21 protein-coding genes and 1 pseudogene are annotated in these 25,437 nt (G+C 71.4%); 7 read left to right on the plus strand and 15 right to left on the minus strand.

All coding sequences use genetic code 11. From position 1 onward, the window contains the following. Positions 1 to 22: 22 nt before the first annotated feature. Entirely contained in the window at positions 23 to 1,393 is a 1,371-nt protein-coding gene (locus G4D86_RS47075) for an MFS transporter (protein ID WP_164002095.1), read from the plus strand. Between the two features lie 45 nt (positions 1,394 to 1,438). On the opposite strand, the gene G4D86_RS47080 is transcribed toward G4D86_RS47075, so the two are convergent. Next, positions 1,439 to 3,127, minus strand: a complete 1,689-nt coding sequence (locus tag G4D86_RS47080; RefSeq protein ID WP_164002096.1) for a hypothetical protein — start codon at positions 3,125 to 3,127, stop codon at positions 1,439 to 1,441. A 273-nt stretch (positions 3,128 to 3,400) separates the two neighbouring features. Here G4D86_RS47080 and G4D86_RS47085 point away from each other — a divergent pair. Both G4D86_RS47085 and G4D86_RS47090 read left to right on the plus strand, forming a co-directional pair. After that, positions 3,401 to 4,111 (plus strand): annotated as a pseudogene (locus G4D86_RS47085) (DUF2339 domain-containing protein); the annotation flags it as partial. Between the two features lies 1 nt (position 4,112). Further along, entirely contained in the window at positions 4,113 to 4,784 is a 672-nt protein-coding gene (locus G4D86_RS47090) for a hypothetical protein (protein WP_164002098.1), read from the plus strand. Here G4D86_RS47090 and G4D86_RS47095 read toward each other — a convergent pair. The 3 genes from G4D86_RS47095 to G4D86_RS47105 form a co-directional block, all read right to left on the minus strand. Continuing rightward, positions 4,768 to 5,934 carry a serine/threonine-protein kinase gene (locus tag G4D86_RS47095; RefSeq protein ID WP_164002132.1) on the minus strand — a complete coding sequence of 389 codons (1,167 nt, stop codon included), beginning with the start codon at positions 5,932 to 5,934 and terminating at the stop codon, positions 4,768 to 4,770. The genes G4D86_RS47090 and G4D86_RS47095 overlap by 17 nt on opposite strands. Before the next feature lie 18 nt (positions 5,935 to 5,952). Next, on the minus strand, positions 5,953 to 7,104 hold the full coding sequence (locus tag G4D86_RS47100; protein WP_164002099.1) for an oxygen-binding di-iron domain-containing protein: 1,152 nt from the start codon (positions 7,102 to 7,104) through the stop codon (positions 5,953 to 5,955). Between the two features lie 152 nt (positions 7,105 to 7,256). Continuing rightward, complete coding sequence (locus G4D86_RS47105) at positions 7,257 to 7,559, minus strand: hypothetical protein (RefSeq protein WP_164002100.1); 303 nt, start codon at positions 7,557 to 7,559, stop codon at positions 7,257 to 7,259. 169 nt (positions 7,560 to 7,728) lie between these two features. Between G4D86_RS47105 and G4D86_RS47110 the strand changes: the two genes are divergently transcribed. Beyond that, the gene (locus G4D86_RS47110) at positions 7,729 to 8,199 is read left to right on the plus strand and encodes a YqaA family protein (protein WP_164002101.1); all 471 of its coding nucleotides are present in this window, start codon (positions 7,729 to 7,731) and stop codon (positions 8,197 to 8,199) included. 189 nt (positions 8,200 to 8,388) lie between these two features. Further along, positions 8,389 to 10,071, plus strand: a complete 1,683-nt coding sequence (locus tag G4D86_RS47115; RefSeq protein WP_164002133.1) for a lamin tail domain-containing protein — start codon at positions 8,389 to 8,391, stop codon at positions 10,069 to 10,071. 87 nt (positions 10,072 to 10,158) lie between these two features. Here G4D86_RS47115 and G4D86_RS47120 read toward each other — a convergent pair whose 3' ends face one another. After that, complete coding sequence (locus tag G4D86_RS47120; RefSeq protein WP_164002134.1) at positions 10,159 to 11,340, minus strand: AI-2E family transporter; 1,182 nt, start codon at positions 11,338 to 11,340, stop codon at positions 10,159 to 10,161. 120 nt (positions 11,341 to 11,460) lie between these two features. Between G4D86_RS47120 and G4D86_RS47125 the strand changes: the two genes are divergently transcribed. Beyond that, positions 11,461 to 11,877, plus strand: coding sequence for a DoxX family protein (locus G4D86_RS47125; protein WP_164002102.1), 417 nt, complete (start codon positions 11,461 to 11,463; stop codon positions 11,875 to 11,877). 12 nt (positions 11,878 to 11,889) lie between these two features. Here the strand turns inward: G4D86_RS47125 and G4D86_RS47130 are convergent, their stop codons facing one another. The 4 genes from G4D86_RS47130 to G4D86_RS47145 all read right to left on the minus strand — a co-directional run bounded on the left by G4D86_RS47130 (position 11,890) and on the right by G4D86_RS47145 (position 15,388). Continuing rightward, a complete protein-coding gene (locus tag G4D86_RS47130) occupies positions 11,890 to 13,146 on the minus strand; it encodes a threonine/serine exporter family protein (RefSeq protein WP_164002103.1) in 1,257 nt (418 codons plus the stop codon). A gap of 93 nt (positions 13,147 to 13,239) precedes the next feature. Continuing rightward, positions 13,240 to 14,514: a hypothetical protein gene (locus G4D86_RS47135; protein WP_164002104.1), complete on the minus strand. Its 1,275-nt coding sequence runs from the start codon at positions 14,512 to 14,514 to the stop codon at positions 13,240 to 13,242. Beyond that, complete coding sequence (locus G4D86_RS47140; RefSeq protein WP_164002105.1) at positions 14,460 to 14,936, minus strand: phage holin family protein; 477 nt, start codon at positions 14,934 to 14,936, stop codon at positions 14,460 to 14,462. Before G4D86_RS47140 ends, G4D86_RS47135 begins: the two co-directional genes overlap by 55 nt. A 14-nt stretch (positions 14,937 to 14,950) precedes the next feature. Then, positions 14,951 to 15,388: a hypothetical protein gene (locus tag G4D86_RS47145; protein WP_164002106.1), complete on the minus strand. Its 438-nt coding sequence runs from the start codon at positions 15,386 to 15,388 to the stop codon at positions 14,951 to 14,953. Between the two features lie 190 nt (positions 15,389 to 15,578). Between G4D86_RS47145 and G4D86_RS47150 the strand changes: the two genes are divergently transcribed. Further along, a complete protein-coding gene (locus G4D86_RS47150) occupies positions 15,579 to 16,388 on the plus strand; it encodes a pseudouridine synthase (protein WP_164002107.1) in 810 nt (269 codons plus the stop codon). Here G4D86_RS47150 and G4D86_RS47155 read toward each other — a convergent pair. The 6 genes from G4D86_RS47155 to G4D86_RS47180 all read right to left on the minus strand — a co-directional run bounded on the left by G4D86_RS47155 (position 16,385) and on the right by G4D86_RS47180 (position 25,147). Continuing rightward, positions 16,385 to 17,224: an aminotransferase class IV gene (locus tag G4D86_RS47155; protein WP_164002108.1), complete on the minus strand. Its 840-nt coding sequence runs from the start codon at positions 17,222 to 17,224 to the stop codon at positions 16,385 to 16,387. The two genes, G4D86_RS47150 and G4D86_RS47155, sit on opposite strands and share 4 nt — an antisense overlap. Then, positions 17,225 to 17,794 (minus strand): anthranilate synthase component II, encoded by a 570-nt coding sequence (locus G4D86_RS47160; protein WP_164002109.1) that lies wholly within the window; start codon positions 17,792 to 17,794, stop codon positions 17,225 to 17,227. Further along, positions 17,791 to 19,245: an anthranilate synthase component I family protein gene (locus tag G4D86_RS47165; RefSeq protein ID WP_164002110.1), complete on the minus strand. Its 1,455-nt coding sequence runs from the start codon at positions 19,243 to 19,245 to the stop codon at positions 17,791 to 17,793. The genes G4D86_RS47160 and G4D86_RS47165 overlap by 4 nt, the downstream gene beginning before the upstream one ends. A 115-nt stretch (positions 19,246 to 19,360) precedes the next feature. Beyond that, positions 19,361 to 22,918 carry an ATP-binding protein gene (locus tag G4D86_RS47170; protein WP_164002111.1) on the minus strand — a complete coding sequence of 1,186 codons (3,558 nt, stop codon included), beginning with the start codon at positions 22,916 to 22,918 and terminating at the stop codon, positions 19,361 to 19,363. Between the two features lie 17 nt (positions 22,919 to 22,935). Next, positions 22,936 to 23,940 carry a hypothetical protein gene (locus G4D86_RS47175; protein ID WP_164002112.1) on the minus strand — a complete coding sequence of 335 codons (1,005 nt, stop codon included), beginning with the start codon at positions 23,938 to 23,940 and terminating at the stop codon, positions 22,936 to 22,938. Then, positions 23,927 to 25,147, minus strand: coding sequence for a DUF559 domain-containing protein (locus G4D86_RS47180; RefSeq protein ID WP_164002113.1), 1,221 nt, complete (start codon positions 25,145 to 25,147; stop codon positions 23,927 to 23,929). Before G4D86_RS47180 ends, G4D86_RS47175 begins: the two co-directional genes overlap by 14 nt. Positions 25,148 to 25,437: the final 290 nt, after the last annotated feature.

Consider the following 25,437-nt stretch of genomic DNA (forward strand, 5'->3'; position numbering starts at 1 on the left):
TTCAGGGGCGTAGAGGTAGAGCATGGATGGAAGCGGCTTGACGGTGGAGCCCCTGGCCAGCACGCGCCCGGGTACGGCGCGGCGGATGGCCACGGGCGCGGTGTTGCTGGCCCTGGTGGTCAGCGCCTTCGAGGGCACGGTGGTGACGAGCGCCATGCCCACCATCACCCGTGAGCTCGGCGGCCAGCAGCTCTACTCGTGGGTGTTCTCCGCCTTCCTCTTCGCCTCCACCGTGGGCGTGCTCATTTCCGGCAAGCTCGCGGACCGGCTGGGACGCCGGCCCGTCTTCTTCGCCGGCATGGGGTTGTTCCTCGTGGGCTCGGCCCTCTGCGGCCTGTCCGAGTCCGTGCCCATGCTCATCGCCTTCCGCGTGATGCAGGGCCTGGGAGCCGGCGCGCTCCAGCCCACCACGCTCACCATCAGCGCGGACCTCTACACGCTGCGCGAGCGCGCCGCCGTGCAGGGCCTCTTCACCGGTGCCTGGGCCGTGGGCAACAGCCTGGGTCCGCTCATCGGCGGCTGGCTGGTGATGCACGCCTCGTGGCGCTGGGTGTTCCTCGTCAACGTGCCGGTGGGGCTGTTCGCCGCAGCGCTCCTGTACCTCTCCTATCGAGACCCTCCGCGCCGCTCGGACGTGAAGCTGGACCGGTGGGGCCCGCTGCTGGCCGGCTCCACGGCGGCGATGCTCCTCTTCTCGCTCGAGCCCGGACATGCGGAGGCGCGGTGGCTGTGCGCGCTGGGCGCCGTGCTCGTGGGCGCGGTGCTGGTGCGCCAGCAGCGCGTGTCCGTGAATCCGCTGCTGCCGGCGGAGCTGCTGAAGGACCGCACCGTGTTGACTGGAGTGGCGGGCAGCATCGCGGGTGGCGCGCTGCTCTACAGCATGGCCGCGTGGGTGCCCTTGTGGATGACGGAGCAGGGCGGGCACACGCCTGTCGGCGCGGGCCTGGCGCTGCTGCCGATGCTGCTGGGCTGGTCCGTGGGCTCCACCTTCGGTGTGAAGCTGCTGGTGCGCGGCGGCATGCGCCTGAGCGCGGGCGTGAGCTTCGCGGTGGCGGCGGTGGGCGCCGGGTTCCTGGCGCTGTCCGCCGCGCTCGGCTGGGGCGTGCCCGCGGCGCTCGTGGGCCTGGGGATTCTGGGCCTGGGCCTGGGGCCGGCCGCGAGCACCTCGCTCATCGGCCCCCAGTCCCGCGCGCCGTGGCACCACCGTGGCATCGTCACGAGCAGCCTCTACGCGATGCGGCTGCTGGGTGGCTCGCTGTCGGTGGCCCTGCTGGCGCTGGCGCGCGGGCACTTCGCCGCGCAGTTCGCCATCGCCGCGGGGCTCACCGCCACCGCGGCCCTGGTGCTGGGCCTGTTCGCCCCTGGCAGGACGGAGCCGGCCGCAGGCGCATGAGGCGCGAGGGCCGGCAGGTGTCACCTCCCGCCGGCCCTGGATGGCTCAGGCCGTGCTCTCGGGGACGCTGAGCAGCCCGCAGAGCGCCGCCGCGCGGCTGACGCTGAAGCGGTCGTTGAGCATCAGCGGCCGCTTCCCCACCGCGTACCCTTCCGAGACGAGGGACTCCACGATGAGGGAGTAGTGGGCGCCCGGCTGCAGGACTCCAGGCGGCAGCCGGACGGAGGTGGCGCCGCCATCCACGTAGAGCTGCAGGGTGGGGATGGGGAACGGGGAGCCCGGGTCCTCCAACTCCAGTCGCTGGAGCCTCAGCAGGTAGACGTCCGGCGCTCCGTCCGAGGGCGGCTGCCACCCGATGACATGCGCCCCGGCCTCCAGCGTGCGCGAGCTGTAGGCCTCCGTTCCGTCGATGGTGAGGTCGCGCGGCGGCCGGGTGCGGGGAAGGAGCGGCCCGTCCGCGAGCCGCGCGGGCCGGTCCTGCACGAAGGTGGAGGCCGTGAGGGTGAAGGTCATTCCGTCAGGCGTCCGCACGGGCACGGCGAAGGTCGTGGCGGCCCGGGCCACCGCGCCCGTATGGGTATGCGAGGGATTGCCATAGACAATCGTGCCCGCGAGGCCATCCGGTCCGTCGTGCGGAACGCCCAGGCTCATCAGCTCGCCCGGGAATCCCATCCAGCCCTCGGTGGAGGACTCAGGCGAAGCCGGCCGCATGGAGAACCGGGACGTCGCGGGGACGGCGTCAGGATGCACGTCGGCCGCGAGGGACGTGAAGGCGGAGAGCCTCCAGTCCAACGGCAGCTCCCGCAGGGGCAGCGGCTGGAGCCGGCCCTCGAGGTCGAGGGTGAGGCTGCCGTCATGGGAGAACGGCGGCAGGTGGAGGGCGCGCACCGCCGTGAGGTAGCGCTGGACGCCGCCGCCGGGCAGGGCGCACAGCTCGCGCGGCGACTGCTGCACCACGCGGGCCCGGTCGCCACGCTCCTTCTCGAACATGGGCACTCGGGCGGGCTGGAGCTCCTCGAACGCCGCGGTCGCTCCCTCGAACATGTCGTAGAGGACCAGGGATGTCCCGAAGCCGAGCTGCTCGGAGACGAGCTGCAGGTCGGAGAAGGGCGGGACCTGCCGGCCCTCCAGGCCGCTGAAGCGGTCATGCCAGGGCTCGAGGTTGCCCAGGCTCACGCGCAGTGACGACTCGAAGTCCAGGTCCACGATGTCGTCCCGGAGCGGCTGGTTGAAGCCCAGGTCCACCTCGCGCGCGGCGGTGACGAGGATGTTGTGGCCGTCCTTCAGGTAGTAGACGCCCGGAGGCACGTACGGGAACACGTACTCGCCTGGTGCCCCGGGCGCTCCGGGTATGGGGACGAAGGAATCTCCCTCCAGGACGAAGAGCTCCAGTGCTCCCGGCGGGAAGTTCCAGGGTTGCTCCTCCTCGTCGTCCGTCGACAGGTCTCGCCGGTAGCTCGTGACGCGGACCGCGTTGGGGTCCGGCGCTTCGCTGTCGGCCGCTCCCTCCGTCTCGAAGGGGTCACCGTCAGGGACGGAGTCGTTCGGCTCCTCTCCGGTGTCGCGGCCCGCGTTGAACGCGTCCGGGTCCGTGTCGCCACCCGGGGCCGATTCGCTCGTGTCTCCTGCCTCCAGGGCCCCGGCGACTCCGGCCGTTGGAAGCTCGGCCGCGGAGCAGCCCGTGCCGGTGAGGCACAGGAACAGCGCCATCAACAGCAAACGCCAGAACGGCATGGTCTCCTCGGTCCAACGTCCCGGCTTCGGCCGCGAGGCCGTCGCGGGGTTTGGCTCCCAGCAGGGGGACTCTACAAACTCCCTTTCGCGCGGGAAGGGCGGGCGAGCGACCCGCCATGGGCCTGTGCGTGCATCCTTCCGCGCGGGAGCGTGCACCGCGCTGCACAGTCGCTGCACGCCCCGCCGTGCAAGTGCGCCTGATGCCTCGCGTCATGCGGTGGCAGGGCGGCTGCATTCAGGGCTCCTCCGTACGCCGAGGCCTGGCGCTGGAGGAACCCGATGCACACGACGACGACGACGAAGTGGGACACGAAGGTACTGGGGGGCGTGGGAGGCGCCCTGCTGCTCCTGGCGGTGATGTTCCTCTGGCGCGACCTGCAGGTTCCGCGCGAGCTGCTGCTCGCGGTGGCCGCCGTGGGGGCGGCGGGGCTGGCGTTCCTCCACGTGCCCAACACGCGCGGGCTCCTGGGCCCCGTCGCCGTGCTCGTCTGCGCCGGGGCTGGAGGTCTCTGGTACGCGGCGACGAAGCAGGAGCTCCTGCTCGTGGGACTGGCCCTGACGCTCGCCGTCGCCGCCGTGACGGTGTGGCGTTCGCACACCCGGGAGGGTGATGAGCCTGACCGCGTCCGGGATGTCTTCACCTGGTACGGCCTCACCGCCGCGGCCGTCGCCGCGTCGTGGGCCTTCTACTTCCACTTCCTCACGCTCGGCATCGCCGAGGACAACGTGGCCCGCCGGCTGGTGCTCACGTTGGGGTGGCTGGTGGTGGGCGTGGCCCTGGTGCTCATGGCCCGCCAGCGTGGCACGCCCGTCATGCGCGACGCGGGCTTCGCCTTCGTGGGCATCGCCGTGGGCAAGGCGCTCCTCTATGACACCGTGAATCTCCACGGCTCGCTGCGCGTGGTGGGCCTGGCCGCCGCGGGCGCGCTGATGGTGGGCGCGGCCTTGTGGTCCTCGCGTGCGTCCGAGTCCCGGAGCGCGTGACATGAGCGCCCTCTTCTCCGTCACCAGCGCGCTGTGGCTGGCCATGGCCCCGGCGGGGACGTGCTGGCTGCCCACCGACCAGACCGCGGGCTGGAAGCGCGTGGAGCTGCCCGAGGAAGCGCCCGCGCTCGCCGCCCCCGAGGACGTGGACCAGTTCCGCGTGGGCGAGCCCGCGCGACTGCTGGAGTCCGACTCGAAGGTATACGTCGGCGCCACCAGTCCGAAGCCCGGGCGCATGGCCTATATGTTCCGCGTCCCGCCCGGCACCACGCGCCTGGAGATGTCCTTCCTGGAGCCGCTGCACGGGGCGAAGGTGGACGCCACCGCGTCCGCCGGGGCCCGCACCTTCCCGCTGCTGAGCGAGCGGCGGCAGGCGGGGGCGTCACTCGTGCTGGACTGGTACGCGGCGGACGTAGACGGCGTGGTGGTGGAGGTCCATCACCACCTGCGCGAGCGGCCCGTGGTGCGCTCGTGGCGCACGGGGCGCAACGTCTGGCCGGAGCGGGAGGTCTCCGTGCCCGCGGCCTTCAAGGCCCCGCGCGCGCTCTACTTCCTCCACCCGGGCGGCGGGCGCTACATCACCCTGTGCCAGTCTCCGGGCCGTACGCTCACGCTGGCGAGCTGGCCCGCTGAAGGCGCGCCCGCGGCCGTGTCACTCACGCGGGCGCCTTGAGTAGCACCCACGGCCACAGCTTCCCCAGCGCGGCGCGCAGCGAGGCCGCGTCGGGGAAGCGGTCTCCGGGCCGCTTCTCCAGGAGCTTCAGCACGATGTGCTCGAAGGGCTCCGGCAGGTCGGGGCTCAGCGTGCGCGGCGGCACCGGGGCCTGCTGTACGTGCAGGAACATCAGCGGCACCGGCTGCTCGTGACGGAAGGGGAGCTGCCCGGTTAGCAGCTCGTAGGCCACCACGCCCAGCGCGTACAGGTCCGTGGCGGGGGACACCGGAGGGCTGCCCATCACCTGCTCGGGCGCCATGTACTCCGGCGTGCCGAGCACCGCGCCCTGCGCCGTGGCGCCCGCGACGTGCGTGCTCTTGGCGAGGCCGAAGTCCATCAGCTTCAGCACGCCGGTGCGGGTGATGAAGAGGTTGGCGGGCTTCACGTCGCGGTGGAGCACACCGCGCCCGTGCGCGTGCTCCAGCGCCACCGTGGCGTGGGTGAGCCAGCGCAGGGCCTCGGCGCGGGTGGCGCGCCGCTCGGCCAGCAGTTGCCGGAGGTCCGAGCCCTCCAGCAACTCCATGGTGAGGTAGTGCCGCTCACCGTCCACGCCGGCATCGAAGACGCGGAGGATGTTGATGTGCTCCAGCGCCCGTACGTGCTCCACCTCCTGGTGGAAGCGCGCCACCAGGGCGTCGTGGGCGTGGGGCACCGCGAGGACCTTCAGCGCCACGCGCAGGTCCTGCCGCAGGTCGGTGGCCTCGTACACCGTGGCGCTGCCTCCGGCGCCCAGCCACCGCTCCACGCGGTAGCGCCCCGCCACCACCTGGCCCGGCATCAGCCCCCGCACCATGGGCGACGGGGGAAGTGGCGTCACCACGCCCTGCAGCAGCGTGCCGTGCGGCGACACCGGCGTCAGCGGACGCAGCGTTTCGCCGAGCGACAACGCGGGAGGGGGCGTCACCGGCCGCAACAGCTCCTCGGGTGGCGTCGCGCCGGGCTTCAGCGCGGAGGCGCGCTCCGGCGGCATCGCGGCGGGCATCCGCGCGCGCGCCGCCACCGCCGGCTCCCCGGGCGCCACCGCGGCGGGCCTCCGCTCCGTCCCCGTCCGCTCCACGGCGCCGCCGAGGTACGCCACGTCGCCGGGCTCGTCATCGTTCGGGTGCACCACGCGGGGCTCCCGGGCTCAGGTGTCGAGCAGCGACACGTGGGACACGGCCCCCGCGCCCTCGAGGTCCAGGTGCGGGGTGGGCAGGTTGTACTCGGCGGCGGCGCTGGTGGCCTCGACGATGATGGGGCCCGCGATTTCCGGCGGCTCGCCATGGCACAGCAGGTCCACCACGTGCTCCAGCGTCCACTTGCCCATCCGGCCCACCACCAGCCGCTTGCCGTCGTACTGCGCCGTGTCCGCCAGCTCCTTGCTCGCCGCCAGCTTCGCGTCCACCGAGCCGCCCAGATAGCCGCGCGCCAGCACCAGCACCCGCTCCACCACCGCGTTCCACGCCTGGAGATGGGTGCGGTCCTGCGCCTCGTCCATGATGTCCAGCCCCACCTGCAGGCGCTCCATCCGCTCCAGGAACTGCTGCACCAGCGGCCCGCGGATGATGCGGCCGTGCTGCGGCGCAATCATCTCCACCGCGGGCGTCAGCTTGCGGATGGCCGCCACCGCGCGCACCAGCGCCGCATTCACCGGCATGTAGATTTGGTGAAAGGCGCGAATGCCAGACCAGTCGGACTCGTCCGCCCACAGGCCCTTCGCGTTGGAGTCGGTGAGTCCGCCGAAGAGGTCGCCGGTGAAGAGCACCCGCGTCTGCAAGTCGTAGAGCATCACCGCGCCCCGGAAGTGGCAGAAGGGCGAGGGCACCGGCAGCAGCTTGTGCCCGGTGGGCACGCTCAGCCCCTGCGCGAACTTCTCCGTGGGGATGAAGCGGTGGCGCGGCAGGTTCTGGTGGACGATGAGCCGCCACGTGTCCTCCGTGCAGAGGATGCCCGCGCGGGGCGCGTAGCGCGCGGAGATGAGGCTCGCCGACGAGCCCACGTCCGGGTCCTGGTGGTTGATGAACATCGCCGACAGCCGGTCCATCCCACCAATCAGCGACGTCACCTTGGTGTGGATGGTGGAGAAGTCGCTGCTGGAGCCCGGGTCGATGAGGAGGTTGAACTCGGTCTGCCGCTGCGTCTTCGTGTCGGCGCCCTTGAAGCGGCGCAGGTACGGGTTGGCGAAGAAGATGGCTCCAGGCTCTCGCTTGCCCACCCAGAACGTCTCGGGGGCAATCTCCACCGGAGCGAGACGGAGGTCGGGCGACGGGCTCGGGACGGGGGCAACGGTGCTGCTCATGGGCTCGGCGTTCCTTCGCGGGGGGAAAGAAGTCACCGGGCCCCTAGCAAGCCGCGCGCCGCCCGTGACGCGCCAGGACGGGACACACTCCGCCCCGGGAGGGCGCAGTTCCTGCGTTCCCCCGCGAAACGGCGCATCCCGTGCGCGGCCCGCTACTGCTCGAGCGGCGGCTGCAGCGTGCCGAAGCGCTCGATGCCCTGGTCCACCGCGGCGCGCACCGCGTGCAGCACGGCGTCATCCGTGAGCTGCCGCACCAGCACCAGGCGCGTGGCGAGGAGCGACGGCGCGTCCGCCAGCTGCCGCTGGAGCGAGTCCAGCGGCACCAGCGTCAGGGTGAAGCCCCGGCCGTCGCGAAGTCGCACCACCACGTCCAGCCCGTCCCGCTGCGACAGCTCCGGGTCGTCCGCGACGAGGATGGAGGCCACCCGGGCATCTCCCGAATCCATGGACCGCATGCACCCTCCACCATGACAGGGGCCTGGTACGGGCCCTCGCGCAGCATGAGCACCGGTGTAGGCAGGCGGGCAACCCGGCGCACGGGCCGGTTGCTCGGGAACGGACGGTGGGATGCCCACCCGCACGTGGCGGGGGCATGGCAGAGTCGGCGCCCTCCGTCCGCCCTCCATGCCCGACCCGTCGACACTCTCCGCCTGGGGGCTTCCGGGCCTCTTCCTCGTCGCCATGCTCGCGGGTTCGGTGGTTCCCGTTCCCTCGGAGGCCGCGCTCGCCGCGCTCATCTACGGCGGCACGCCTCCGGTGATGGCCGTCTGCGTGGCCACTGTCGGCAACGTGCTGGGCGCGCTCTCGCTGTACGCGCTGGGCCGGTGGGTGGCGGCCGGGGGCGGCGGGCCGCTGGGCCGGTGGTATGCGCGGCGGCGCGCGAAGGAAGGCCCGCGCATGGAGCGCATCGAGGCGCGTGTGCGCACCTGGGGCGCGCCCGCGCTGGTCATGTCGTGGATGCCGGTGGTGGGTGACGCGTTCGTCATCGCCGGGGGCATGCTCGGCGTCCGGCCGCTGCCGTTCATCCTCTTCGTCACACTCGGAAAAGGGCTGCGCTACCTCTTCGTCGCGCTCTCCACGGCCGCGGCGATGTAGCAATTGTTTCGATATATTTTTCACCCAGGTTTTACGCGACGCTGTCGGGAATTCCCTCGATAAACGAGACTGGTGCCGCGCGTGCCCTTGCGCGCGTGAAGCACTGTTCAGGTGTCTCCCCCGACTCCCCTTACTCGCTCCTTCCCAGGAGCAGGATTGGACAGCGTGCGAAACAACAAGACTCCCTCGATGCAGTCATGGCGTTGCGCGGTGGTGCTCTCCCTGGTGCTCGCCGCTTGCGGTGGCGTGGAGCCGGAGGGCGCGACTTCTCCTGACGAGGCCGCCGTCGGGGCCCGTGAGGACGGGCTGGCCAGCGTGCGCATCCGGCTGGCGGCGGCCAACATCAGCAGCGGCACGGGCCAGGACTACGACCCGGGCCACGGCATCCGCATCTTCCAGGGCACGGACCCGGACGTGGTGATGATTCAGGAGTTCAACTACAAGACAAACTCCGCGGCGGACCTGCGCTCCTTCGTCGACACCGCCTTCGGCACCGGCTTCCAGTACTTCCGCGAGAGCGGGTCCGGGATTCCGAACGGCATCATCAGCCGCTACCCCATCATCTCCGCGGGCGAGTGGGATGACACGGCCGTCTCCGACCGCGACTTCACGTGGGCGCGCATCGACATCCCGGGCTCCAAGGACCTGTGGGCGGTCAGCGTGCACCTGCTGACGACGAGCAGCAGCACGCGCAACTCCGAGGCCACCAGCCTGGTCAGCCGCATCAAGGCCAACATCCCGACGGGCGACTACCTGGTCCTCGGCGGCGACTTCAACACCGGCAGCCGCTCCGAGGCGTGCCTCACCACCTTCGCCCAGGTGGTGTCGACGGCGAGCCCGTATCCGGCGGACCGCAACGGCAACACCAACACCAACGCGGGCCGCAACTCGCCGTATGACCACGTGCTGGTGGACAGCGACCTGCGCCCGTACCAGACGGCGGTGGTCATCGGCGGCAGCTCCTTCTCCGCCGGCCTGGTGGCCGACACGCGCGTGTACTCGCCCATCTCCGAGATTTCCCCCGCGCTGTCCGGAGACAGCGGCGCGTCCGGCATGCAGCACATGGCGGTCATCAAGGACTTCCTCGTCCCCGGGGACACGACGAGCAGCGGCATCACCGTGACGTCACCCAACGGCGGCGAGAGCTGGGCGGGTGGCAGCGCGCACACCATCACCTGGTCCGCCTCTGGCGTGACGAGCGTGAAGGTGGAGTACAGCCTGAACGGCGGCAGCACCTGGAGCACGCTCACCTCCAGCACCTCGGCCTCTTCGGGGAGCTACGCGTGGACGGTGCCCTCCAGCGCCAGCACCACCGCGCGGGTGCGCGTGAGCGACGCGGCCGACGCCAGCGTCACCGACTCCAGCAACGCGTCCTTCACCATCACCACCTCGGGCGGCGGGACGGCGAGCGTCATCGTCAACGAGGTGATGGTCAACGAGCCGGGCTCGGACGTCACCGGCGAGTTCGTGGAGGTGGTGAATGTGGGCACCGGCTCGGCGGACCTGAGCGGGTGGACGGTGTCGGACGCGGCCAGCGTGCGGCACACCTTCCCGAGCGGCACCACGCTGGCGGCCGGCGGCGTGGTGGTGGTGTTCGGCGGCTCGGCGGGCATCCCCTCGGGGACGCCGGGCGCGGTGGTGGCGTCCACGGGCACGCTGGGCCTGTCCAACAGCGGCGACACCGTGACGCTGAAGAACGCGTCCGGCACGGCGGTGGACACCGCCACGCTGAGCTCGGGCGTCTCCGGCACGGACGGCGTGTCCGCCAACCGGAGCCCGGACGCCAGCGCGAGCGGCACCTTCGTGCTGCACACGAGCCTGTCCAGCCTCACCGCGTCGCCCGGACGGCGCGCCAGCGGCGCGTCGTTCTGAGGTCCTGAAAGCACCGCGGCCCCGCCCCGGTAGGAACCGGAAGGCGGGGCCGCATTCGTTTCCAGTGTCTTGCCGGTGCCGCGAGGCTCAGTGCGACTCGGGCGGCGGCGTGGGGGTGAGGGGCACCTGCTCGCCCGTCTCCGCGCGCACCGTGGGGACGCCCTGGCGGCCCTCGCTGCCCGGGCCCGGCGTGGCCGGGTCTCCGGCGCGCGGGCTGGAGCGGCCGTAGTCGCGCTCCCAGATGCGCACCAGCGAGAGGAAGAAGGCGACGATGAGGGGCCCGAGTAGCAGGCCCACCGTGCCGAACGCGGCGAGGCCGCCGAGCAGGGCGAAGAAGACGATGGCGCCGTGCTGGTGCATGCCGCGCTTGGCCAGCAGCGGCTTCACCACGTTGTCCACCAAGCCCACCACCACCGTGCCCCAGATGGCGAGGAAGAGCGCCGCCCAGGGGTGGCCGTTGAAGAACATCAGCGCCGCCGCGACGAGCACCACGGAGGCGGCGCCCACGGCGGGGATGAGCGCCACGAAGAAGGTCAATCCGCCGAAGAACAGCGGCGCGGGCACCCGGGCGATGAAGTAGCCGATGAGCGCCGCCACCGCCTGCACGCCCGCGGTGGCCACCGAGGACAGCAGCACCGCCCCGGACACGCTGCGGAACTCGCGCATGAGCTCCCGCGTCTGCCCGCGCCGGAGCGGCGACACGCTCTCAATCCACTCCACCAGTCGCTTCCCGTCCGTGAAGAAGAAGAAGAGGGCGATGAGCATCATCACCGTCTGGAAGACGATGGAGCCCGTGGCCGCCACCGCCCCCGTCACCGCCTTGGCGGCGGTGCCGCCTTGGGTGCTCACCTGCTCCTGGAGGGTCTGGTCCAGGTTCTGCTGCTCGACGGGGAGCTTCTCCATCAGGCTCGACACGGTGCCGCGCACGGGCGCGGGCAGCTTGTTCACCAGGCCCTGGACGCCCTCCTGCTGCACCGTCGTGGTGACGAACTCCACCCCTTCGGACACCTCGGTGACGATGAACGCGGTGAGGCCGCCCAGGGGCAGCAGCAGGGCGAGGACGATGGCCGTGCAGAGGATGCCCGCCGACAAGGCGTTCCTGCCGCGCAGCCGCCGCGTCAGCCGCTTGTGCAGCCCGTAGAAGGTCGCGGCCAGCACGGCCGCCAGGAAGAACGCCTCCGCGAAGGGGCGGATGACCAGGGCCAGAAGGAAGATGGACAGCAGGATGAGGCCGGTGAAGACCCGGCGAGCGGTCAGCTCGGATGCCATGAGGGACAAGGTAGGGACGCCAAGGCGGCGGGGCAGGGGAGCGCTGCGGCCATGCCTGCCTGGCTGCCCTCCTGGCGAGAAGACTTGGGCCCGGGCGCCGGGCGGCTAGAGTGGCGCGCCATGCCGGCCTTCGAATCGACCGCGTTCACCCTCTGGCTGCTGCAGGCGCTCTGCACCGCCTTCCTCGCCATCCTCTTCCTCCAGTCCGGCCTGGACAAGGTGTTCGACTGGAAGGGCAACCTGGGCTGGCTCACCGGCCACTTCGCCAAGAGCCCCCTGCGGAGCATGGTGCCGCTGATGCTGGGCACCCTCACCCTGCTGGAGGTGGCGGCCGGCGCCCTGTGCGCGGCGGGGCTGGTGGCCCTCGTCGTCACCGGCAGCGCGGCGCTGGCCTTCTGGGGCGCGCTCCTGTCCGCAGTGTCGCTCATCGCACTCTTCTTCGGCCAGCGCATGGCGAAGGAGTACGCGGGCGCCTCGGTGCTGGTGGCCTACTTCCTGCTGTCGCTGGTGGCGGTGTACGTCACCCGCCTGCACTGACGGGCCGCGCTTTCAGAGCACCTTGCGCGGGGGCACGAGGGCGTTGGCCGACAGCAGGCCCGCCGCCAGCGCCACGGCCACCATCAGCATGTTGAAGGCCGTGTCCACGCCGGCCACCACGTCCCGCTCCAGCAGCGAGGACAGGCTGCGGAAGCCGACGCTGCCGGGCACCAGCAACATCAGGCCGGGCACCACGGTGGTGACAGAGGGCCGGTTGCGCAGCCGCGCCAGCGCGTTGCTGGCGATGCCCAACAGCAGCGCCCCCACGAAGGCGCCGAGCTGCGCCCCCAACAGCAGCGCCCCCAGCCGCGAGCCCACGAAGGCGAAGGTGCACGCCGCGGCAATCCAGCCCCAGTCCCGGGGACGCGCCCGGAAGAGCACGCCCACCGCCACCGGGGAGAGGATCAGCGCCAGCAATTGCGTCCACGCGGGCAGCGCGGGCGGCAGGGGCGCCAGGGTTGGCGGGGGCAGCAGCAGGGCGAGCCGGCTCCCCAGCGCGACGCCGAAGCCGAGCTGGAGGAAGACCAGCGCCGCCGCGGTGAGCCGCGAGGTGCCGGAGATGAGGTGGCGCGTGGCCAGCTCGTTGATGGCCACCGTCAGGGACAGCCCTGGCAGCAGGACGATGAGGCCGGCCACCGTGGCCACCTGCACGGACAGGGGGCCCACCAGGCTTGCGGCCAGCACGGCGAAGGCCGAGGAGAGGATGGCGGCCACCGGCTCCAGCACGAGCGTCGTGCTGGGCCGCCGCCGCGTCAGCTCGCCCAGCGTGCCGATGACCAGGCTGCTCAGCGCGGCGACACCGACTTCGCGCAGGCCGCCCCCGAACAGCCGCCCCGCGGCGCCGCCCGCCAGCGCCCAGCACAGGAGCTGGAGCCCGGGGCCGTAGCGCGCGGGGAGCGCGAGGATGTCCTCCACCTTCCGCGCGCCCTCGGTGGGGGACAGCCGGCCCTGGATGACGTCGTCCGCGAGCACGTCCAACAACGTCAGCCGCTCCAGGTCCAGGTCGCCGGGCTCCACGCGGATGAGGCTGGTGCGCAGCGCCTCCGGCGGGCCGAAGGACGCGAAGAGGGAGGTGGGGGTGGAGAAGAAGCGTCCCTCCAGTCCCAGCCGCTCGGACACGCGCCGCATCAGCCCCTCCAGGCGGTGGGAGGGCGTGCCGTAGCGGTGCAGCGCCTCGGCCAGCCGGAGCGTGAAGGCCACGGCGGCGCCCGGCGGAGGAGGGGACAGGGAGGCGAGGAACTCGGAGGGGACGGCCACGGCGGCGCACATGGCAGACGCGCCGGGCCCAAGTCAAACGGAAGGGGAGCAACGGCCCCGTCGGCCGCTGCTCCCCCGTCACTTCGTCACGCTTGCGTGGCTGCTTCAGTGCACCTTCGTCACGTCATCCAGCGGCGGCAGCGGGGGGATGCGCGACGAGCCCGAGGGCGATGACGCCAGCGCGTCCGTGCTGTCCTCCGTGCCCGACACGATGACACCCGAGGTGCTCGGGGTGGTGGCGCCTGGCCCGGAGCTGCTGCTGGGGCTGCTGATGCTGCTCGCCCCGAAGCCCGTGCTGGTGGCGGGCGTGGTCAGGTCCGAGGTGGAGGAGACGCTCGAGGCGGAGTAGCCCTGGCGGCTCTCGTAGCTGGACGACGGCTCCTCGCGGGCCTGGAGCTTCTGGTTGAGCTGGTCGCCCAGGTGCGAGATTTCCTCCCCGGCGCGGCGCTTGGCCGGCTCCATCAGGCGGCGCTCCTGGTTGGACACGGGGATGAGCGTGGAGGCCAGCATGCCCAGCGCGATTCCGCCCAGCGCCAGGAAGATGGGCTGTTCGTCCAACGTGCGGTTGAACCAGTCCGTGGTGCGGCCCTGCACCACGTCGCGCGAGGGGATGCGCTCGCGCAGGTGCGAGGCCCGCTCCCTCAGGTGGTCCACCCTGTCCGCCGCACGGTCCTTCATGTCGACGGCGCGGTCCCTCACGGTGTGGGCCGCTTCGGAGGCGCGCTCCTTCACGTGGGACGCGGTCTCCGTGGCCTTCGCCTTCAGGCCGCCGCTGCCGTCGCCGGTGTCGAGGTCACGGCTGAAGTCGCGGCTGGAGGACATGTCGTAGTTGGGAGGCACGCCCTGGTAGCCGGTGGACGCCGCGCCCTGGTAGCCGACGTCGGTGCGCTCGGCGGTGGCATAGCGGTCCTCGTAGCGCACGTCCGCGCGCCCCGAGCGCATGCCGTCGTAGCGCCACCGGTCCTCGTCCCGCCACCGGTTGTCCCGGTACTCGTCGTACCGGTGCTCCTCGCGCCGGGTAAAGGCCTTGCGCATCAGGGCCGAGCCCACACCGGCGCCGATGAGGGCTCCCAGCAGGCTCCACCCCTTGGGCGTGTCAGCACGTTCCTTCAGCTCCGTCGTCCTCTGCATCACGGTCTCCTTGGCGTGTGTCTTGAGTTCCGTGGCTTTTTCCACGGCGGCATCCTTTGCGTGCTGCTTGAGCTCGGCCGTCTTCTCGACGGCGAACTCCTTGGCCTTCACCTTCAGCTCCTCGGCCTTTTCATGGGCCATGGCCTTCAGGCGGTCGGGCTCGGCCTTGCGGGCCAGCTCGTCGGCCAGCTCGCTCAGGCGTGCCCGTGCATCTGCGATTTCATGGAGTGCGCGGTCCTGCTCGCCCATTGGCCATCCTCCTTCAGGGTTTGAATCGTCCGTTGAGGTCCGTGGATACGCTTCAGTCTTCCGAGGCCCGCCCAGGCGACCGCGCCACCTACCGCCAGCAGCAGCACCGCCACGATGAGGGCCGAGGCCCACACGGGCATCACCACGGCCAGCGCCGCCACCAGGAACGCGACGAACGTCATCGCTCCCAGGAACAGCACCACACCGCCGCCGGCCAGCAGACCCGCGCCGGCCGACGCCTTCTTCGCTTCCGCTTTCAGCTCCGCGCGCGCCAGTGCCACCTCGGCGCGCACCAGCCTGCGTCCCTGCTCCATGAACTCGGAGAACAGCTCCCCGAAGCCGCGGCCCCCGAAAGCACTCTCGGAGTTGAAGTCCCGCGTCTCGAAGCCGTCTCCGTCATGGCGTGGAATCGTTGGTTCCATCCGCATGCCCCCCGTCAGACCTTGATGAACCGGCCGAGGGCGAAGCCCACGGCCACACAGCCCGCGATGAACAGACCGGGCCGCTGACGCACCTGCGCCTGGGCATCCGCGAGCAGCTCCTCGGTGGTGCCGTTCTCCAGCCGGTCCGACGTCTTGCGCAGCAGCCCCACCGCGCTGGTGAGGAGCGGGCGCGCCATGGCGGCCTCGTCGTTGCGCGCCGCCGACTCCAGCGTGGACACCAGTCCCTGGATGCCCTTGACCAGCTCACCCTTGCGGCTCTCCACCTGCGAGTAGACGCGGTCCTTGGCGACACCGCCCAGCTGCTTCACCTGCTCCTTGCTGGCCTGGGCGATTCCGCCCGCGGAGTGCTCGCCATCGGAGAGGCCCGAGCCCACCGGGCGCTGTGGGTAGTTGCTGCCCTGAACGTTCGACCCTTCAAGTACGCTGCCCATGCGGTCTCCTCCAGTGCGTTTGATGTCCTGTCGAGAGGGGGCTGCCCGGCGCCTTCGTGCCCGCGCCCCGTTGTTCCTGAAGGTAGGCACGCTCCGTTCGCCGCTCGACGGATCGGCAGCCTTGAAGGGAGGGCAGGCGGGTGAGGGTGCGTTGGTTGCCGGTGGGAATGACGCGGCGAGGAGGCAGGCAATGGCACGCAGGCAACGAACCCCGAAGTGGCTGGAGGCGGCACGGCGCCGAGGGCCCGGGGACGTGCCTCCCGAGGGGCGCGCGGACTGGCTGGCCCGGGCCCTGGGAAGAGCAGGCGTGCTGCCGCGCGCGGAGGCGGAGGGCGCCATTCGCGAGGGACGCGTGGAGGTGGACGGGCGCGTGGAGCGCGAGCCCTTCGCGCCGGTGCGGCCCGGCATGGAGGTGCGGGTGGATGGCCGGGTGCGCGAGCTGGGGGCGCCGCTGCTGGCCCTGATGTTCCACAAGCCCGCGGGGCCGGTGGTGCACGGCTCGGACCCGGAGGGCGTGGGCACCGTGTTCGAGCGCCTGCGCGCCGTGCTGCCCGAGGCGATGCGGGGCTACGAGTGGCTCGCGGTGGGACGGTTGGACCGGGACACCACCGGGCTGCTGCTCTTCACCAACGACGAGCGCCTGGTGCGGCACGGGACGTCACCCGAGACACACGTGTCCAAGCGGTACGTGGCGCGGGTGGCGGGGCGGCCCTCGGAGGACGTGCTGCTGCGCCTGCGCGAGGGGCTGGTGCTGGAGGATGGGCCCACGCGGCCCGCGGGCGCGCGGCTGCGGGAGCCGGACGTGGTGGAGCTCACGCTCACGGAGGGACGGCACCACCAGGTGAAGCGGATGCTGGCCGCCGTGGGACACCCGGTGCTCGCGCTGCACCGCGAGGCCGTGGGCGGCGTGGTGCTGGACGTGGCGGAGGGCGCGTGGCGGCTGCTGCGGGACGAGGAGGTCGCGGAGGGGCTCGGGTTCCGGCTGGAGGAGGAACACTAGCCGTTCGAGTCGGAGGCCTCGCGCCGCGCCACCGCTTCGATGATGGCGCGGGCCCGCTCGGCCAGGGCAAGGCTTGCGGGCAGCTCGCGCCCGAGCAGGCGCGGCACGCCCATGGCCAGCACGGCGGAGTTGGTGAAGAAGCAGGCGCTCGCGTCCGCGAGGCGCGCGAGGGGCACCGGCCGCTCCACCACGGGGAGCCCGTCCACGTGGCCTGACTCCAGCAGCACCGCGCGGACGATGCCCGGCAGACAGGGCGCGTCCAGCGGCGGCGTGACGAGCGCGCCGTCCAGGTGGAAGAAGAGGTTGGCGGTGGGCAATTCGCAGACCTCGGCGGCCTCGTTGCCCAGCAGGGGCAGGCGCTCCATCAAGGCGAACTGGCGGAAGTAGGAGAGGCCCTTGTGGTTCAGCGTGCGCTCTGCGTGCCGGTAGGCTCCGGGCTCCACCGTGTCCAATGCGCGGCCCTCGCGGCGGAGGCGCTCCGCGTCGGGGGTCGCCGGGCGAAGGGTGAGCAGCACGTGCCCGTCGCTCACGGACAGCTTGCCCACGCCGGTGAAGGCCGGCCCGAGCGCCGCATCCGCATGGAGGCAGCTGCGGAGCGTGTCGCGCACCGAGGCCTCGGAGAGGTGCTCGGGTGAAGGCGTGCGGACGGCGCTGGGGAAGGCAGCGAGGCTGGCGCGGAGCCGCGCGAGGTGACGGGCGAGAAAGAGCGGGGTGCCCGAGTCGACGCGGAAGGTGGTGAAGAAACCCGCGCCGAAGAAGAACCCCTGCGCGAAGTCGTGCAGGCGCAGGTCCTCCCAGCGCCGCACCTCTCCGTCCACCGCCACCGTCGAGAACATTCAGCGCTCCGGCGCCAGGAAGTTGGCGAGCAGTCTCGGCCCGTGGGGCGTGAGGAAGGACTCGGGATGGAACTGCACGCCCTCCAGCCGTGGCAGCTCGCGGTGGCGCATGCCCATGATGAGCCCGTCGTGCGAGGCCGTCACCTCCAGGCATCCGGGCAGCTCCTCCCGCTCGACGACGAGGGAGTGGTAGCGCGCGGCGGTGAAGGGCGCGGGCAGGCCCCGGAACACACCCTGGCCCGTGTGCTCCACCTCCGCCGTCTTCCCATGCACCGGCACCGGCGCCCGCACCACCTTCGCGCCGAAGACCTGGCCCAGGCACTGGTGCCCCAGGCACACCCCGAGCAATGGCACCCGCCCACCGAAGGCGCGGATGACGTCCAGGGACACGCCCGCCTCCGCCGGAGTGCAGGGACCGGGAGAGATGACGATGTGGTCCGGCCGGAGTGCTTCGATTTCTCCCACGGTGATGCGGTCATTGCGCACCACCTTCAGCTCCGCCCCCAACGTGCCGAGCGCCTGCACGAGGTTGAAGGTGAAGGAGTCGAAGTTGTCGATGAGGAGGATCATTCAGTCCTCCCGCATACGGAGAGGGCGAGGAGCTGCGAGCGTGCCTTGTTGAGCGTCTCCTTGTATTCCTGGCGCGGCTGCGAGTCGTGGACGATGCCTCCGCCCACCTGCGCGTACGCTCGGCCGTCCTTCACCACCAGGGTGCGGATGACGATGTTCAGGTCCAGGTCTCCCGCGAAGGAGAGGTAGCCCAGCGAGCCCGTGTAGAGGCCGCGTGCGTGAGGCTCCAGCTCGGTGATGAGCTGCATGGTGCGAATCTTCGGCACGCCCGTAATCGTGCCCCCGGGGAAGAGGGCGCCCACCACGTCGAGCGGCTCCACGCCCGGCGCGAGCCGTCCCGTTACCTCCGACTCGATGTGGAGGACGTGGGCGTACTCGACGATTTCCATCAGCTTCGCCACCTCCACCGTGCCGTAGGCACAGACGCGGCCCAGGTCGTTGCGCTCCAGGTCCACGAGCATCGCGTGCTCGGCGCGCTCCTTCTCGCTGGTGCGCAATTCCTGGACGAAGCGGGCTTCCTCCTCGGGAGTGCCGCGTCTCCGGGTACCGGCGATGGGCCGGGTGAGGGCCCGGCCGTCCTCCACGCGCACCAGCCGCTCCGGCGAGGCGCTCACCACGTGGAAGCCGTCGCCTTCGAGGTAGCTGGCGAAGTGGACGGGGTTGGTGGCGGAGAGCGTCTCGTACAGCGCGAGCGGCTCGCCCGGGAAGTCCACCTCCAGCCGCTGCGAGAGGTTGACCTGGTAGGTGTCTCCGGCGCGGATGTACTCGCGCACGCGCTCCACCGCGTCCAGGTAGGCCGGCTGCGAGAAGTTGGAGCGGTACTCCACCGTGGGCGCTGGCAGGGACGGAGGCGCGGGCGGTGAGGTGGGGACGGCCTGCTTCACTGACGACTCCAGCGCGTCCAGGCGCCGTGCGCAGTCGCCCCAGTCCGCGCCGGTGGCCACCGCGAGCAACTGGCCTTGCTGGTGGTCCACGGCGAGGAAGGTGTCCACGAAGGACAGGGCGATGTCGGGGAGCTTCAGGTCGTCGTGGGGATGCTGGGGCAGGGACTCGAAGTAGTGGTTCGCCTCGTAGGAGAAGAAGCCCACCGCGCCGCCGCAGTAGAGGGGCAGGCCCGGCAGGCGGATGCCCCGCCAGCGCCGCAACAGGCCCCGCAGCACGTCCAGGGGCGCTCCGGGTTGGAGCTCGCCGTCGAGGAAGCACTGTTGGCCCTTCGCGGTGAAGCGGAGGAAGGGGCGGGTGCCCAGCAGGGAGTAGCGCCCCTCGGCGCTGACGCGGGTGCTCTCCAGCAGGAAGCGGTGGCCGGAGGGCAGGGCGCGCAGGAGGTCCGTCGGGCGAAGCGTCCCCAGCGGCAGCCGCCGCACCACGGGCACCTGGTTGTAGCCCCGGGCCACGAGCGCATCGAAGTGCGCGCGGTCGAAGGTTGAGGGGAGCTGAGACGGAAGGTCCATGCCGGAGGCGCTTCCTACCAGGAACCTCCACTGAAGGCCGGGCCTTCATCGGGCCCGGGCAGGCGAGCAGGCACGGCTGGCGGCCCGGTGAGGGGCCGGGGCATGGCGTGAGTCGTCAGCGGGCGCCGCCGGCCTTGGAGGTGCCGACGGCCGTGCTCCTGCTCTTCTCCAGGGTCTGACGCGCGAGCTTGAGGATTTCATCCTCGGCCAGCTGCTCGGTGCGCATGACGGAGCGGTCCGCCTTGAGCTGCTGCACCTGTCCGTCGCGCAGCACGTGGAACTGGCCCTGCTTCTGGGAGGGGAGCTTCGCGTCCGCGTCCACGCGGGCCTCGGTGAACATGGGCCGGAGCTTCCGGATGGCGTTGTCCTCCTTCACCTTGCCCACGAACCAGGTGCGCACATTCTCGCGGCACTTGTAGTCGAGGTCCCCGGGGCTCTGGGTGGCGAGCATCACCCCCACACCGGCGGAGCGGGCCCGCTTGAGCAGGTCCTCCATGGGCTGCTTCGTGGCGGGCTTCATCGTCGCGGGCAGGTACATGTCCGCCTCATCGAAGAGGAGCACCGCCTGGAGCTGGGACGCCGGGTGCTGGCTCGTCCAGCGGTTCGTCTCCAGCAACAGCTGCGACACCCAGAAGAGGATGCGGTTGTTGTCCCCGAGGAACTTGGTGCTGATGATGCTCAGCCTCGTCTTGCCCGGCGTGCCCGAGGCGCCACGCCCGAGCAGCTCCTCCAGGTCCAGCCGCTCGCCGCCGGAGGCCAGCAGGGGGCGGAGGTTGAGGCGGAGGACTTCGAGGTCCTGGGCGAGCTTGGCGAAGGTCCTCGGCGGGAGTCCCCCGGTCTCCTGGAGCAGGGCTTCGTCCTGGTCGGCGACGAATTGCTGCACGACTTCGAGGGTGAGGTCCCGGCCGAGTGGGCGCTGCACCAGCAGGCGGAGCGCCTGGGCGAGCAGCGCGCGGGCCGCCCTGTCATTGGGGCTGCTCTTGTATTCGAGCATCCCCGCGATGGCGTCCGCGGCTTGCTGGACGCCCTGCTCGCGCTCCTCCAACGGGAGCGCGTCGAGGCCCCGTGGCACGACGGGGATGGCCAGGGGCCGCCCGTCCGAGCGGCCCGGCGTGTAGACCGCCACGTCGACTCGCTCGCGCAGCAGGCGACGGCGCTCGTGGAGCGAGGCATCCTCCAGCTTCTCCTGCCAGGAGAGCTCGCGCGCGTACGTAGCCAGGTCCCCCTTGCGGTCGATGAGGATGGCGGGCACGCCCCGGAGCAGGAGCTGCTCCAGCACGTTGAGCGCCAGCGTCGTCTTGCCGCTGCCCGTGCCTCCGAGGAAGGCGCTGTGTCGCGTCAGCTCGGCGGGTTCGAGCGAGACGGTCTGCGTGAAGAACCCTTCCGAGGCGCCCAGCTTCACCGGCCCCGTGAGCACCTCGCGCGGCACCGCGGGGACGGGCGTGGGCGTGACGGGGCGTTTACGGACTTGGAGCCCCACGGGCACGGGCGTGCCCGTCGGGGGCGTCACCGTGCGCGAGGACGACGTGAGTATGTCCCCGGCGACGGTGAGCTCCAGCGGAGGCGCGTCGTTGTGCGCCACGGCAGGCGGAGCCACATTTTCCCGTCGCGGGCTCGTGGACCGTGACGAGGTGCCTGCTCCGGCGGCCCCGGTTTCAACCCGGGATGGAGCCACGTGCCCCGCCTCGTTGCGTGGTGCGGTGCCTGAGGACACGGTGGCCGTGCCTTCAAAGAGGTTGGACTGACGTGGAACCGCGGCGCCACGTGGCTCGACACGGGCTGCTGTGTCGTGGGTGCTCGCGCCCATGCTTCGTGACGTGGGCTCCGACGGCTTCTTCGAGGTCGGTGGTGGGCTGGAGGGTGGAGGCGTGGCGCCCAGGCGCTCCAACCCGAGGATGTCTCCCACGGACTTGAGTCGGGTGATGGGACGGGCCGCGCGGCTCCACTCCATGAGCGCGGTCTGCCCGGCGTGCTTCTCGCGGAACGCGCGCAGCGTCACGAGCTCACGCAATTCTCCATCCCCCACCACCACGCGCCGACCCCCATTGCGGATGAGCAGGCCGATGTTCTCCGCCACCGCACCGCCAGTTCTCGCGGGGAACTCGGAGGTCCTGACAAGGACGGGTGTGCTCCCGGCGGCGGACTTGAGCGCCTCCGCCATTTGTCGCGAGAGACCGCCACCTCGTGGGTCTTTTTCGCACAGCGAGACGAAGAGCTTGCTGCCTTGTGGCTGCACGCTGACATCCATCGCCTCTTCGTCCCGGGTGTTGACGGCGAAGCGCGGCGTGCCTCCCAGCTCATCGCTTCCCACCTCAATCGCCCAGGCGAGCAGCGTGGCGATGTCCGGGGCGTGCTCGGGCGGCTTCGGCTTGTACGTGGCCTTGAAGTCGGTCCACGCCTGGTCGAGGTCCACCTTCTGGGGGAGGTTGTTCCCAGTGGATGCTGGTGTCCGATCACCCCGGCGATGAAGGGGGAACATGTCCGGCAGTCGCTGGTCCTGCTGCGCGCGCTCGCGGTAGCGGCGGCACTCGTCCAGCACGTCGCGCGCTCGCTGTCCTCCCAGCAACTCGAAGCCCGCGGCCGGGATGGGCCACGTCGGGTTCGCCGGGTCGATGGCCACGCCTCGTTGCTCGTACAGCGCGCACAGTCTTCTTGCCGCGATGTCGCGGGCCGTGCTGGGTGTCACCGTGGGTTCGAGCTCCACGGGTTCCGGGTCGTTCTCGATGCGGTCCAGCTGGGGGCGCGGCAGGTGGGGCCGCATCTTCGTCCAGTAGTCGGAGAGGCAGCACACCACCACCACGGCCCGGGGGACCCTGGCGGCAAGGGCCGTCAGGCTGCTCATCGCCCGCCGGAAGGAACTCTCCATCTGCGGACGCTCCTCGAAGTCGTGGAAGTCCTCCACCTGGTCCACGCACAGCACCAGCGCATGCCCCAGTGCACCCATGAGCCGCCCGAGGTGCTCCACCATCCGCGCCGGAGCGTCGTCCGCCGTGCGGGGAACGAGCTCCCCGATGACCTTCCGGTCCGCCTCGGACAGCTCTTCGCAGCGCAACCAGTGGAAGATGCGGCGGTTGATGCGCGGGTCCTTGCGCTGCAGGTAGATGAGCGCGCGCAGCAGGTCCACCTCCACACTCCGGAAGCGCGCGTCCTCCAGCAGCTCGTCGGCCACGGCGCGGATGGTCCCGTGCAGCTCGTCCTCCTCCAGCACCGTCTCGTCCGGGATGAGGGGCGCGAAGGCGCTCTTGCAGTGCACCATCAGCGCGTCCGATAGCCGCATCAGCCCGCTGTCATCTCCCCCGGACACGTCATACGGGCGGTCCAGCGAGTCGATGAGGTTGGAGAGGATGTACCCGTCATAGCGGGCGGCATCGACCGTCATCGGCATGTAGCCGACGAAGCCCTGGCGCCGGCCGTGCGCGAGATTGCGGAACGCCCGCACCAGGTGCGTCTTGCCGCTGCCGGACTCTCCGAGCAGGAGCAGCAGCTTGCCCGCGTCGGGAGGCGAGTCGGCCGCTGCTCGCTCCAGCAGCCGCTTGAAGGCGCGGCGTGCCGGCGCGTTGAGGGCCTCCACGTCGAACGGGTCCGCCTGCCAGAGCTGCTGGCCCTGCTGGACGCTGCTGAAGACCTCACGGCCGTCCGCGAGGAAGGCCTCGAGTCGAGGGTCGATGGGCACGGGCGCTCCAGGGAAAGCTAGATGACGACGAAGTGGAAGCTGGCGCCGTAGGAGCGCACCTCGGACTCGGCCACGTCGTGGGGGTCCATGGCGGCTACGAGGTCCGCTCGCGTCAGGGACAGGTGCCGCGTGCGGTTCGCCTCGAGCAGCGCCACGTCGAACGCCTCGCGGCTGCCCCACTCGGGTTGGAGGGCCTTCCACACGTGGGAGATGAACACCTTGTTCTGCCCGAAGCGGCCCGTAGGCAGGGCGCGGGCCACGGTGAGCACGTGCTCGGCGAAGCTCGCCACGGAGTCCTCGGGGCTGCTGTCCTGCTCCGTCGGCGGGGTGGGCGCTTCAGCGGGCGCATGTGTCTCCGAGTCCGGCAGGGCCCAGCGGCGCAGGACGGCGAGGCGCACGGCCTCGGCATCCACGCGTGTGGCCCCGGCCGAGCGCGCTGCGAGCTGCTCCACCGCCTTGCGCGGGTCCTTCGTCTCGGTGTCCAGCACCTTCCCGAGGAGATGGGCCTGCACGGCGCTCAGCGAGAAGGGGCGTTCCGTCTCCACTCCGAGCTGCCGCCACAGCAGCCGATCTCTCACCTGTGCCAGGGAGAGGCTGTCGGCGTCCGACATGCCGTGCTGCTGTTTCAGGAGCGTGGCGCGCACACCGTCGGCGCTCGACAACCGGGCCAGCACGGACTTCGTGGGCGGCAGGTCCAGGGTGCGCGCCAGGAGGTAGGTGGCCTTCAGCTTCTTCCAGGTGAGCCCTCGAGGGGCCTGCTCCAGGTTGAGGAAGCGCAGCGCCCCGGCGCGTCCGTCCGCCGACAACTCGAGGCCGCCGCGCCCCCGCTCCGTGACGAGTGCGTCGCCGAGCAGCCGTGTCACCAGGGTGTCGAAGCGGGCCTTCGACTCGGCGCTGCTGAGGCGGTGCTCCACGAAGGGACGCAGCGCCGCCTCCAGTTCCCTGCGGGTGCCGGGCTTCTTGCCACGGGTGATGAGCCAGCAGAGTGCAATCCCGGCCAGCCGGGGGTCAGCGGGGTTCATGCGGTGTCTCCTGCTCGGAGGACTCCTGCCTCCGGGCGGCAATCATCGTGTCGAGGGTTTCGAGGATGTCTTCCAGCCGCGGGACGACGTCGTCGGCGAGGAAGCGGACGACCCAGTAGCCCGCGCGCTGGAGGGCCAGGTCCTTGCGCCTGTCGCGGCGGAACCGCTCGTCGTCGCGGAAGTGGAAGTGGCCGTCGAGCTCCACCGCCAGCTTCAGCTCGCGGCACAGGAGGTCCACCTCCAGCGGGCGGTTGCCGTGGCCCACGTCGACGCGGGCGTTGAGGTCGAAGAGTCCCCGGGTGGAAGGCAGGTGCTCGAGCAGGTCGAAGAGGAAGCGCTCCTGCTCGCTGCGAGCGCGGTCCTCGACCTCGCGGCGTGCGCGGGTGATGGCCTGGGCCGCCTCGGCATACCGGGCGAGGACGGGCTCCGGGAGGCCCTCCTCCTGGAGCCGGGCGAGGGCGGGCGTCACCTCTTTCAGGTGCGCCGGGGCTGGTGGTGCGGGAGGGGGTTCCGGCAGGTCCAGTCGCCCCTCGCGCAGCATCGCCTGGACGCGGGACTCCCTCCGGCGCAGGTGCTCGGCGAGGGACTCGGGCGTGAGCACGCACACCAGGGCGAGCGCGGGGGCAGCGGCACAGAGTGACACGGCGGTGCGGAGCGCGCGGAAGTCGGAAGGGTCTGCCCGGATACGCAGCACGGGCGCGCTGCCGTAGGGCACGAGCGCCAGCAGCGACTGGAGCGCGGAGTGCGGATTCTGGTGGATGGCGCCCCTCACCGCGGGGGGCAGGTCTCCCTGCGTGGGCAGGGCGGGGGACTCCAACAGGCAACGGCACAGCTCCCAGGTGGCGGACTCGGAGCGTGGGGGTGTCAGGCCGTCGAGCAGGACGCGGCGCTCGTGGAGCGTCTTGCCCCGGAAGAGCAGCTCCCGTCGTGGGCCCGAGGCCTGGGAGAGGACGACGAACGCCTCCGCGTCCGAGGTGAGGTCCCGCTCACGAGCGAGCGCCGTGGCCCACGCGGAGACCATCCCCCGCGCGTCGTCACCACTCGCGAGGACGACGCTCAGGCCCCGGCGGTGAGTCCATTCGGTCAGCGATGCGAGTCCCTGCTCGGGTGGGCCCACGAGGGTGCTCAGCGTGGCAATGCCTTCCGCGCGCCGCCGGGCGTGCCTGTCCATCGCGTCGAGCAGCGCGGTATGCACCGGCGGCAGCAAGCAGAATCCCCCGCTCCGCGCGCAGCTCCAATCCGTCACGCGGAGTCGGAAGCCTGCGCCTCCTGTCGCCTCCGTGGCAAGTCGGGGGGGAGGTATTGACAAGGCATTGCATCCAATTCCTTGCACCGGGTCCTCGTGTACATCCGCGAGTCGTCGGGGCCCCATCCGGCGCGGCGGGGCTCGCGGAGCCATGGAGGATTCTCGGTGTCCCCGTGGAGGACGGCGGGGGAAATGCCCCGCGATTCCAGCGGCTTGGCCACCCGCGAAGAAAAGACGCCGGGGGTTGTCGA

The organism is Pyxidicoccus caerfyrddinensis (assembly GCF_010894405.1).
In the GTDB taxonomy this organism is placed as follows: Bacteria; Myxococcota; Myxococcia; order Myxococcales; family Myxococcaceae; genus Myxococcus; species Myxococcus caerfyrddinensis.